9 protein-coding genes and 1 other RNA gene are annotated in these 11,489 nt (G+C 40.6%); 5 read left to right on the top strand and 5 right to left on the bottom strand.

The genetic code is table 11. The annotated features are described in order from the left end of the window. A partial coding sequence (locus tag ABZA00_RS03000; RefSeq protein WP_372880665.1) for a hypothetical protein occupies positions 1-247 on the top strand: 247 nt, incomplete at its 5' end. A 56-nt stretch (positions 248-303) separates the two neighbouring features. Then, on the top strand, positions 304-1,041 hold the full coding sequence (locus tag ABZA00_RS02995; RefSeq protein ID WP_372880664.1) for a YciK family oxidoreductase: 738 nt from the start codon (positions 304-306) through the stop codon (positions 1,039-1,041). A gap of 149 nt (positions 1,042-1,190) precedes the next feature. Here ABZA00_RS02995 and lpxM read toward each other — a convergent pair whose 3' ends face one another. The 5 genes from lpxM to ABZA00_RS02970 form a co-directional block, all read right to left on the bottom strand. Further along, positions 1,191-2,159 (bottom strand): lauroyl-Kdo(2)-lipid IV(A) myristoyltransferase, encoded by a 969-nt coding sequence (lpxM, locus tag ABZA00_RS02990; RefSeq protein ID WP_372880663.1) that lies wholly within the window; start codon positions 2,157-2,159, stop codon positions 1,191-1,193. A gap of 50 nt (positions 2,160-2,209) precedes the next feature. Next, positions 2,210-2,307, bottom strand: an RNA gene (gene ffs, locus ABZA00_RS02985) — signal recognition particle sRNA small type. Between the two features lie 194 nt (positions 2,308-2,501). Next, entirely contained in the window at positions 2,502-3,854 is a 1,353-nt protein-coding gene (pssA, locus tag ABZA00_RS02980; RefSeq protein WP_372880662.1) for a CDP-diacylglycerol--serine O-phosphatidyltransferase, read from the bottom strand. A 93-nt stretch (positions 3,855-3,947) separates the two neighbouring features. Beyond that, a complete protein-coding gene (locus ABZA00_RS02975; protein WP_372880661.1) occupies positions 3,948-5,138 on the bottom strand; it encodes an amino acid aminotransferase in 1,191 nt (396 codons plus the stop codon). An 80-nt stretch (positions 5,139-5,218) separates the two neighbouring features. Next, entirely contained in the window at positions 5,219-6,760 is a 1,542-nt protein-coding gene (locus ABZA00_RS02970) for a fumarate hydratase (protein WP_372880660.1), read from the bottom strand. A gap of 433 nt (positions 6,761-7,193) precedes the next feature. Between ABZA00_RS02970 and pabB the strand changes: the two genes are divergently transcribed. From pabB to ABZA00_RS02955, 3 genes are all read left to right on the top strand, one after another. Then, positions 7,194-8,609, top strand: a complete 1,416-nt coding sequence (gene pabB / locus ABZA00_RS02965) for an aminodeoxychorismate synthase component I (RefSeq protein ID WP_372880659.1) — start codon at positions 7,194-7,196, stop codon at positions 8,607-8,609. Between the two features lie 567 nt (positions 8,610-9,176). Beyond that, a complete protein-coding gene (locus ABZA00_RS02960) occupies positions 9,177-9,566 on the top strand; it encodes a TraR/DksA C4-type zinc finger protein (protein WP_372880658.1) in 390 nt (129 codons plus the stop codon). Between the two features lie 137 nt (positions 9,567-9,703). Then, positions 9,704-11,398, top strand: a complete 1,695-nt coding sequence (locus ABZA00_RS02955) for an AAA family ATPase (protein ID WP_372880657.1) — start codon at positions 9,704-9,706, stop codon at positions 11,396-11,398. Positions 11,399-11,489: the final 91 nt, after the last annotated feature.

Raw genomic sequence — 11,489 nt, 5'->3', positions numbered from 1 at the left:
TCAACAGAAAAGTCATGAAGGTGCGAAAACATATGAGAGGCCAGAGGTAGCTCCTCAACTTGAGCCCGTATATAAGCCAGCATCTAACTTTGTTTGTAATTTCTTTTTGACATACGGCGGGAGTCCATATAAGACCCTAGGGGCTATTGACCTTTTGCATGCATTTTTACAGCAATTTGTCCGCGCAGGATCAACAGACCTTCACCATATCATGACAAAAACTGTTCTCAGGCACAAAAGAGATTGAGTCTTTTATTGAAATAAAGTTAATATTGTTACTTATTTAACAATCTGAGAGACCCTATGAAGGAATTTACAGCACAACCTGACTGTTTAACAGGCAAAACAATTCTGATCACAGGAGCAGGTGCGGGAATTGGTAAAAATCTCGCGTTGCAATGTGCAGACCTTGGTGCAAAAGTCATCTTATTGGGCAAAACTGTCAAAAAATTAGAAGCGGTTTACGATCAAATTGAGCTGCTGAACAAGCAGCAAGCTGCGATTTTACCGGTTGATTTAAAGGGTGCCAGCGAGGAGCATTATATCGACCTGGCGGATACCATTAAACGGGAGTATGGCCAACTCGATGGGCTGGTACATAATGCCAGTCAATTAGGTACATTAGGCCCATTTGCGCAGATTGAAAAATCAACCTGGGATGAAGTCATGCAGACCAATCTGACCGCACAATTTTTACTAACCAAATCGTTGCTCCCTGTTTTACAACTGGCACCACAAGCATCGGTCATTTTTACCACATCCAGTGTCGGTCATAAGGGCAGAGCGTATTGGGGGGCTTACAGCATATCCAAGTTTGCCACTGAAGGTATGATGCAGGTTTTAGCGGATGAATATGAGCACAGTCAGTTACGTTTTAATGCCATTAACCCGGGCGCTACACGCACGGCAATGCGCGCCAGTGCTTATCCGGCAGAAGACAGTTCTTTATTAAAGACAACAGAAGAGATTATGCCCAGCTATCTGTATTTACTGAGCGATGAAAGTATAGGTATCACCGGGCAGCGTTTAAACGCGCAGTAAAAGAGTGTTGCTGATTTATGGCTGTGCACGGCCCGCAGGATGACGGCTGAAAATAGCGGATGATTTTTCACTGAAACTTATCCCCATGTTACTTCAAGATGCCTGACAAAGCATTTTCAAGTATATGGGGATAGACGCTTTTACCTTAGCTATCTTTTGTAAATATCCAGCCCTTCCTCGGGGCGGGTTTTTAACAGCTTAAGCGTCCACATATATTGTGCTCTATTTTCATCTATCACTTTTTCAATAGCTCGATTCATCAACTCAGTCTGATGCTGTTCATCACCGTTTGGAAAATTTTCCAGTGGCGCATGGCATATTACATCAATTTTGGAGGTTGCAGCGTTATAAGACGTATAAGTGGGAATAACAACTGCGCGCCCTAACTTGGCCAGACGGCCTATAACCGGTAAAGTTGCTTTTTTTGAGGCATAAAAATCACAGAAAATACTATTTTCCCGGCCATGATCCTCATCAGGCAGATAATAAAAATGCGCTTTATCACGCAAACTTTTAATCGCGGGTTTTAATCCTTCCGAGCGATGGTATAACGTTCCTTTCCCTGCCAGTTTTGTAAAACGGGTTCGATAGCCGGTCACAAACCAGTCAAAAATAGGATTACGGTAATCATTGAACATACTTGATAACGGGTAGCCCCTTGCGGAAATAGCGGCAGCGCCCGCAAAGTCTAAACCATAGCAGTGCGGTGCCAGAAAAATAATTGACTTCCCCTGTGCTTCAGCTTCTTTAATATAATGTTCACCGATAAAATTAATGCGCTGAATTAAAAATCTCCGACTGCGGAATGCAATTTCACCAAGGGATAATAATATTTGTGCCACAGAGCGTAAGTTTTCACGCATCAGGGCATCTTTTTCAGCTTGACTGTACTCCGGAAAGCATAAACCTAAATTGGTAAAGGCAATCTGTTTTCGTTTTGTGAGAAATTTAGCGTTATATATTTTATCAGCAATAAATGCAGCAAAACGATCCCGCCATTTAATAGGAAGATAGCTGAATATAAAGAGCAGTCCGATTAAAAACCATGTCGGCCAGTATTTTGGGAGAAAGTGTTGTTTTTTTAGGGAAGTATCAAACCTAGATTGGTATTGAGTCATCATTAGACCTTTGGAAAGCTAAGAATGATTGGAGCGGGAATTGGGTGGTAGACTCCCCAGCAAACCCTCGGCACTTGAATCACTTGCTATGGCTGCTGCCTTCCGGCTCTGACCAGGTTAACAAGTTATCAATGCGAGGAACCAAGAAGCCTACCATTGTCACTGTTATCAAGAGCTTAATTAACCACTTGATGAAAAGAATTATACTTGACGAAGCAGACATTACAACTGCTATTTAGCTATTTGATACCAAGTGCCTAATAATTGCGCGCATCTGGCAGTTGAAATTATATTTGTTAACTAAATAAGCTAACCGGAGACCCGTATTCGAGTTCAGGCCGGTTAAATAAGGTTTTTTACCAATTTGTCCGCTTTGAATCGACGCATGCGCGTTAATAGTTTTTTAACATTAACCGGGTAATCTGTAATATCTTCAATCTCATTGAAGTGAGTAATTTTCTGGGTGTTTTTTAATATACTCAACAGTTCGTTATCCATTAACCCTTTTATTTCCTGTTTAGGATCATCTATTAAAAGCGCGTTCTCTATATCTAAACGCCATGCTCTGGGGTTAAGATTATGCCCTGTTAGCATAATAAAACGGTTATCCGAATAAAGCCCTTTTAAATGGAAACTGTTATTTTGATCTTTCCAAAGGTGTATATTTAATTGCTCTGTATTAATTGACTGCTGATGTTTCTGGACAAACCTTTTAAGATTACTTTCATAAAGATAAGGCAAGCCGCCAATGGTTTTGAAAGGCAGGTCATCGGGAATAAAAAAGTCATTCGCCGTTTTATCACCGACAACAATGGTAAGTTTTACACCACGATTTAATAAAGCACTAATGTCACGTGCAATAGCACTCGGTAAATTGAAATAGGGCGTAAATAAAATTAGCTCTTCTTGGGTACCCTGGAAAATTCTGCGAATCGTCTTATTCAAGTTATTTTTACGTGCGCCTAATCCAAATAACGGCGTAACCGCTAACTGTTCAGTCTGGAGTTGACCGTCAAAAGAATATGCTGCCGTTTTCAAATTATGGCTTAATATTTTATGTGCCATTTTAAGCGATGCAAAATCCGGAATCACTTCACTATTTAATGTTGCGACTGCGTCACTATTTAAAAATTGCACCTGTAAAAAACGCACCAGAGAATCCGCCAGCTCATTATTTTTGATTAACCAATAGCGATCCAGACGGTATTTATCATTATTGTTCAGATAAATATTATTAATACTTGCGCCGCTATAAAGTACTTGATCATCAAAAATAAAACCTTTCAGGTGCTGTACGCCGAACAATTCTTTACGTTTAACGGGAATACCAAGGATCTTAACTCCGAGGCCTTTAGCCCGGGCAACTTCCTGATACCAGGAAGCATTTGTTGCCTCCGATTTACCCACTCCTATTAAGCCCCGTTGGGCTCTGTGAAAGTCCACACACACTACCACATCTAATGAGGGCCTGTTTTTTTTAGCCTGATATAAGGCTAATAGAATCTCTTCACCGGCCTGATCATTTTCCAGATAAAGTGCAGCGAGGTAAATACGATTCTTTGCTGCGCTAATCTGTTTTAATAATTCGGCTTTAAATGATTTGGTCGAAAAAAGACAATTAACATCTTCAACGGCAAGCGGAATTTTTTTCAGATTATCAAGAAACAACAAACTTTGTTTTATTCGACTACTCATATATTTTTTATAAACTCAGATATGTTGGCAAAAACAAGATAAGGTTGCTTAATTTGCTATAAGCAACCTTATCTTAAAATTAACCAGTTCAGATTAGATTACTTTAGCAATGGCATGACATAGAGGCTGCATATTATCTTTCGTCATACCGGCCACGGAAATGCGGCCTGAACCAACAATATACACAGCAAACTCTTCTTTTAAGCGGTTTACCTGCTCAACCGTCAAACCGGAGAAGGAAAACATACCATTCTGACCATTGATAAAATCAAAATCTCTTGTAACACCAATCTCTTTTAGCGTTGCGACAAACAATTCGCGCATCTCTTTAATACGATCACGCATATCTGCAACTTCTTTGTCCCATTGCAAATAAAGTTCAGGATCATTTAAGATAGTGGTAACGATGGCAGCACCATGCACAGGAGGATTCGAGTAATTAGAACGGATACCTGATTTAATCTGGCTGAAAGCAGATTCTGCAATCTCACTATCTTCAGCGACTAAGGTAATGCCACCGACACGTTCATTGTACAAACCGAAGTTTTTAGAAAAAGAGTTAGCAACCAATAATTCTTTATTATACTCGGTAAAAATTCGCAGCCCCTGCGCGTCTTCTTCAACACCTTTGGCAAATCCCTGGTAGGCAAAGTCGAAAAATGGAATTGCGCCTAAATCTGCGATCAACTTAGCTAGAATTTCCCACTGTTCCAAAGTTGGATCAATCCCTGTCGGGTTATGGCAACAGCCATGAAAAAGTACTAAATCACCTGCTTCAACTCCCTCTAATGAAGCCAGCATTGCAGAAAAGTCCAAGTCTTTAGTTTCCGGGTTATAATAATCATATTGGGCAACCTCAAGACCAGCTGTTTTAAAAACGTTGCCGTGATTGGCCCAAGTCGGATTACTCACCCATATTTTTTTTATACCAAGTTTTGTAACGGCAAAATCAGCTCCTGTACGCAGTGCACCGGTTCCACCAGGAACTTGCGCAGTGCGGGCGCGATTGGATTGTAAAATTTCCGAGTCCTGACCGAACAAAAGTTTTTGAACAGCAACACCATAAGCGGCAAGCCCTTCAATAGTCAGATAACTTTTTGTTGTCTCTTCAGCTAACAGGCGTTTTTCAGCTTCTTTAACCGTGGCTAAAATAGGCGTCTGCCCATTTTCATTTTTATAAATCCCAACTCCTAAATTAATTTTTTCAGCACGGGGATCATTTTTAAATGCATCAGTTAATCCTAAAATGGGATCTGCTGGCGCCATACTAACTTGTTCAAACATAATTATTCCTTTAATACAATCAGGGTATATTTCAAAGGGTGTTATACCATCACCAAATTTTCAATCAATAAAAAACGACATTATTCGTCTATTTTGTTATTAATCTCATTGATTTTAATCTTCCACAGAGCAGGCCCCTGCTGGTGGACATTATTGCCCTGACTATCAACCGCCACGGTAACCGGCATATCTTCAACATCAAATTCATAAATAGCTTCCATGCCTAAATCAGCAAAAGCAACCACGCGTGATTTTTTTATTGCCTTGGAAACCAGATAAGCAGCGCCGCCAACGGCCATTAAATACACAGATTGATGTTTTTTAATGGAATCTACGGTTTCCTGACCACGCTCTGATTTACCAATCATGCCGAGTAAGCCGGTTTTTTCAAGCATAAAGTCGGTAAACTTGTCCATTCTTGTGGCGGTTGTCGGACCGGCAGGACCAACCACTTCATCTCTTACCGCATCAACGGGCCCGACGTAATAGATAAATCTGCCGTTAAAGTCCACCCCCTCCGGAAGCCCTTCTCCTGAACTGATAAGGGAATGAATACGTTTATGAGCGGCATCTCGTCCGGTCAAAATTTTTCCCGATAGAAGCAGCGTATCACCACTTTTCCAAGTCGCCATATCTGCTTTAGTGAGCTTATTGACATCAACACGATGGACATTTTCACCTTCAGCACGGGAGATTTCCGGCCAATCACTTAATTTCGGTGTCTCTAATTGCGCTTCACCACTGCCGTCAAGGGTAAAATGGAGATGTCTTGTGGCCGCGCAATTGGGGATCATTACAACAGGTAATGAGGCTGCATGGGTCGGACAACTTTTAATTTTTATATCGAGTACCGTAGTTAACCCGCCGAGGCCCTGCGCCCCGATGCCCAATGCATTAACGCGCTGCATTATTTCCAGACGTAATTTTTCATCCGCATTTAATTGATCCGGATTACTTTGCGCTTTTTCCTGCAGCTCAAAAATATTGACGGATTCCATTAAAGACTCTTTCGCCATTACCGCCGCTTTCTCTGCCGTGCCGCCAATTCCTATGCCTAGCATCCCCGGCGGGCACCATCCTGCTCCCATGCTTGGGACGGTTTTTTCAACCCAATCAGCAATTGAATCTGAAGGGTTAAGCATGACCATTTTGGATTTATTTTCCGAGCCGCCGCCCTTCGCCGCAACCATTACCTCAACTTTATCACCTTTAACCATCTCAACGTGGACAACAGCCGGGGTATTATCCTGAGTATTTTTACGCAGTCCCGCCGGGTCTGCAACGATTGAAGCCCGCAACGGGTTGCTCGGATCGGTATAGGCCTTTCTTACCCCCGAATCAACTAATTCCTGCAGGGTTAATTCACCTTCAAACTGCACGTTCATGCCGACTTTAACAAAAACGGTGACAATACCGGTATCCTGGCAGATTGGGCGTTTACCTTCTGCGGACATACGGGAATTAATCAGGATTTGGGCAATGGCATCTTTTGCGGCAGGGTTTTGTTCAGCAAGGTAAGCTTTATGCATCGCCTCTATAAAATCAATAGGATGATAATAAGAGATAAACTGTAATGCATTAGCAACGCTGTTAACAAAATCTTGCTGCTTAATAATAGTCATATAAACTCCGTGTAATAAATAAAAAAGTATATCTACTCAGCACCACGTTAAAAAGAGTACTTTTATACAAAAATAGACAGTAAATGCTCAGGGTTAAGCTATTTATGCTTAGTTCAAGGCTAAAAAGCGCCGTTTAGTTGTTTAAATACGACGTACATCCTGTACTTTGCCCTATGGGTCATCCTTCGGATGTTCAAATTCATTCCAGATGAATTTGTGAGCATTTTTCAACGATGAAATAGGCTTAAATAGCGACGACCTGAGTAATTACTTAAAAAGAAGGTAATGAGCCAAGCCACTTGCAGATACGCGAATCAGCATCATCTAATTGTTTGGCTATAAAAGGCTGATATATACAAAAGAGAATGTTAATCTGTAACTACATATCCACCAAAGCATTTATCACAAAATTGTTGCCTGAATTCTAAAAAATATGACTAAAACCAATTCAAATATATTAATAGCGCCTATTTCATTAACCATCGATGAAATTAAAAATATAAAAAAACAGATTGCAAGCTTAGATTGGGGGATTCTGCTTGAATCAGCTGACAGGGATCATCTTGATAGCAGATGGTCAATCTTCAGTGCCGAGCCGATCGCGAATATGCGCACCTATCAAGGTAAAAGCTGCATTCATCAGGGCAATGAAATTTTTTACGACCATGCAGATCCTCTTTCTCTACAGCAAAACCTGCGTGAAAAATTATTTTGTAATCAAAAAATCGAAACTGATCTGCCTTTTACCGGAGGGGTGTTAGGTTACTTCTCCTATGAACTGGGTTACTCTTTTGAAAATATTAACAATGCGCACAAGCCTACCGGACTCGGACTTCCCGAAATGGCGGTGGGTTTTTACAACTGGGCGTTAATCATTGATCATCAGCAACTACAACATTATTTAGTGGTTCATAAACACCATGGGTATGATCAAGATATCCGGATATTATGGCAGCAAAGGTTTGACTGGTTAAAAAAGCAAAGCCTGAACGTTACCGGCAGGGAAAACTTTACCCTGTTATCGTCCTGGCAAGCGAATATGACAAAATCACAATATGCTGATAAGTTTTCTCAAATACAAGAATATATACTCGCCGGTGATTGTTATCAGGTGAATCTGGCACAACGCTTCCAGGCAGATTATGCCGGTGATGAATACCAGGCTTATCAGAGGTTATTGGCAGATAACCGCCCGCCTTTTGCGGCATTTTTACGCTTACCCGAACATGTCATATTATCTCTGTCACCGGAACGTTTTATTAAACTGCATAATAATATTGTTGAAACAAAACCGATTAAAGGCACAAGACCGCGTTTTGCTGATTTAACAGAGGATACAATCAGCAAACAGGCATTATTAAACTCGGAAAAAGACCGCTCAGAAAACCTGATGATAGTGGATCTTTTACGCAACGATATCGGCCGAGTATGTTTACCGGGCAGTGTTTCTGTCCCTAAGTTATTTGCTATTGAAAGTTTTCCGGCCGTGCATCATCTGGTGAGCACCGTCGTCGGCCAGTTGGATCAATCTCATAGCAGTGAAGATCTGTTACGCGCATGTTTTCCGGGCGGCTCCATTACCGGAGCTCCGAAAATACGCGCCATGGAAATAATAGCGGAATTAGAGCCGCATCACCGCGAGGTTTACTGCGGCAGTATCGGTTATATTAACGGAGATGGACAGAGCGATACCAACATTGCGATCAGAACCCTGCTCTGCTACGAAGGTACTATATATTGCTGGGCTGGAGGCGGACTGGTTGCGGACTCAAATGCAGACGCTGAATATCAGGAGTGTTTTGATAAGGTCAGTAAAATTTTACCTTCGCTCACACTGCTGAATAAATGAAGCTGTTAGTGTCTGTTGATCTTTCGAGATTGTTTTTGCAGCAGTTTGTTGGCTCTTTATGCAAGGCAGAGCCTGCGTAGTGTAGTTATTCTACATAAACAGGCGATAACGCAGTAAAAATAGCCAACAAGCGCTGCCCGGAGGGCAGGGCTAAACGCATTTTACTCTTTGTTGCAAGGAACTTACTTAGAATGGCGACACGCCTCGCATCGCGATTAAAACGCTTTTATCGCGAACAAAAATTAACCGCCCGATAATATTGCTCTTCAATAGATGAGCAATATTCAACTTAACGCACAAGCATACGCACTTTTTTACTGATTCCAAGCTGATAAATGTTCAAACTCTCCGTCATCGTTAAATTAATATTTAAACTTCAACTATGTGACTTCATAAACTTCGCAACCAAGAAACCACAAATAAAAAACGGGTATACACCATTTCCTGATCCATATCAAATGGATCATTGCTTTATTTTATATTTTAAAAATAATTTGACATAAATCATAAGGTTACTCACATGCAGCCATTAGTATGCGAAGAATGATTAGCAAACAGGATATTCCCATGGCGCCTATTGATGCCAATAAATTAAATGACTTTAAAAAACAGCTTTTAGCGTCTCTGGAAAAGTTACGTAATGATGTTTCAGAAATTTTAATGAGATCAGACCATGCCGGCCACAAAATGGCTGCCAAACAGATACAAAAGTTATCTATTGATCAATTAGTTGAATTAACTTCAAGAATGGAAATCTCTTCCATATCACATAAGATAAAAGAGATTAAAAGTATTGATGCTTCTTTAAATGATATTGAAATGGGTTTATATGGTTTCTGTTCAGATTGTGAAGAAGAATTGGACATGACAAGGTTAACTGAAGCACCTGCAACAAAGCGCTGTGAGCACTGCGAAAAAAAATATCAGAAACAAACCTATAATAAATACAAGTTGTAATCGGATAATATACCCATGTTACTTCAGGGTGCAGGGCGTCTTGAAGTAACATGGGTATGGATGCAATGAGTATTTAGCCTTACTCATTGCAACATTGACATTCGCTACTTATAATAAGCAAATTTAGAGTTGCTAATTTGTCTATAAATACCCCAAAAACTCAGTCTGAATCTTCGTCAGAAGGCGGTAATAAGAAAGTATTGTTACCCTTCACTGCCGCACAATGCTCCCCGGACTTTACCGCCCAATTAACAAAACAAACTGATAATGAACTTAATTGGTTATCGATTTACCCTATTGTCTCTCAAATTGTCAGCCATTTTGAGAAATTACCACAACCTTTGCTGGTATTTAACTCCCTTTACTGGCAGGCCGCGACCAGTGTGATTTTTGCATCCAGCACGCCGGATTATCCAATGCTTGCACTGCTTAATTACAATCAGGAAACATTATTCGGACGACTCAATCAAAGCAAAGAAAAAAACATCTATTTTGAACAAGGAGAAATTTTCAATTTTAACCATGGTTGCCTGATTCTGCATATCAGCCCCCTATTAGTAAATCCTCCATTATGGTTTTTAATTAAGTCTTTCTTAATTACCCGTACTTTACCTGCTACATCGGCTGTTAACGGTTACAAATTTAAAGAAAAATACCCGCAACCGCCATTAGATCAGGTAAATACTAAAATCATATTGGTCGCCAGCCGCTATCAACTCGATGAGTTAGCACAAATTGATCCGGAATATAATCAGGTTGGTTCGTTATTTGCCGAATTATCTACCCAATTGGACGCGACAGATGAAAATATTAAGAGGTTACAGAATTTCTGTCTGCAGTTGATAGACAACAATAAGTTAACCCCATTATCGGTAGAGGCATTTGCGTTATTATTTCATCACCTTTCAAGTTTGTGTGAACACCAGAAAAAGCTGCTTTTTTCACCTGAAGTGATTGAAAAAATGCTTCGCTATGCGCAATTATTCAACCCTGAGGCGGATATACTGGAAGCACAACACCTGCAAAAGGTGATTGAATTACAATCACAGTCTCAATCATTAGCGCAAAACTTTACTGATCAGGCGTTGCTTGAAAAACAATTAAAAATACAATTGCAGGGGCAGGAAACCGGACAGATAAACGGCTTGTCTGTCGTCGAGTTGATGGGGTATCCCACCGAATTTGGTGAGATATTCAGAGTATCCGCAAGTGATATGATTGGTGATGGTGAAATTATCGATGTCGAAAGAAAAGTCGAATTAGCAGGTAATATACATGCTAAAAGTACCCTGATAGTCCAGGGTTACCTGAACCACCTTTTTACTCATGTGCATCATTTTCCACTTTCCTGCAATGTGGTTTTTGAACAATCCTATCAGGAAAGTGATGGTGATAGCGCTGCATTAGCTATTTTACTGGCAGTAACCTCCTGTTATGCGCAGACTCCGGTACAACAAAACTTATTTGTTACCGGCGCATTAGATCAGCATGGCAATGTGTTAGCGATTGGCGGGATTAATCAGAAGATACAAGCCGTAACGCGTTTGTTTACGCGCGGCTTATTATCTGATCCTATCACCATATTGATGCCGACAGCTAACCGGATTAACCTGACTTTAGATAGCCAAACTATGCAGTTGATAAAAGAAAAGAAGATCAATATATTCGGGATTAACCACTGTCAGGAAGCTTTTCCTTTTGCACTGAATGCTTCATTTGCCGAGGTTGTTTTATTAATCAATAAACGCGTTGAATTGTTACAAAAAGAAGAAAAAGAAGAGGATGACGAGGAACACAGCCTGTTAAGCCGAATATTGGCAAAATTCCGTTAAATGTAAGCTGCATATACTCATGATACTTCAAGATGCAAATTCGATTTACAAGAAAGGAGTCACCTCTCAACTTGCTGATTCCTGCATTTTC

The organism is Psychromonas sp. (genome assembly GCF_041586535.1).
GTDB lineage: Bacteria > Pseudomonadota > Gammaproteobacteria > Enterobacterales > Psychromonadaceae > Psychromonas.
This window is presented reverse-complemented; position numbering and strand designations above follow the sequence as displayed.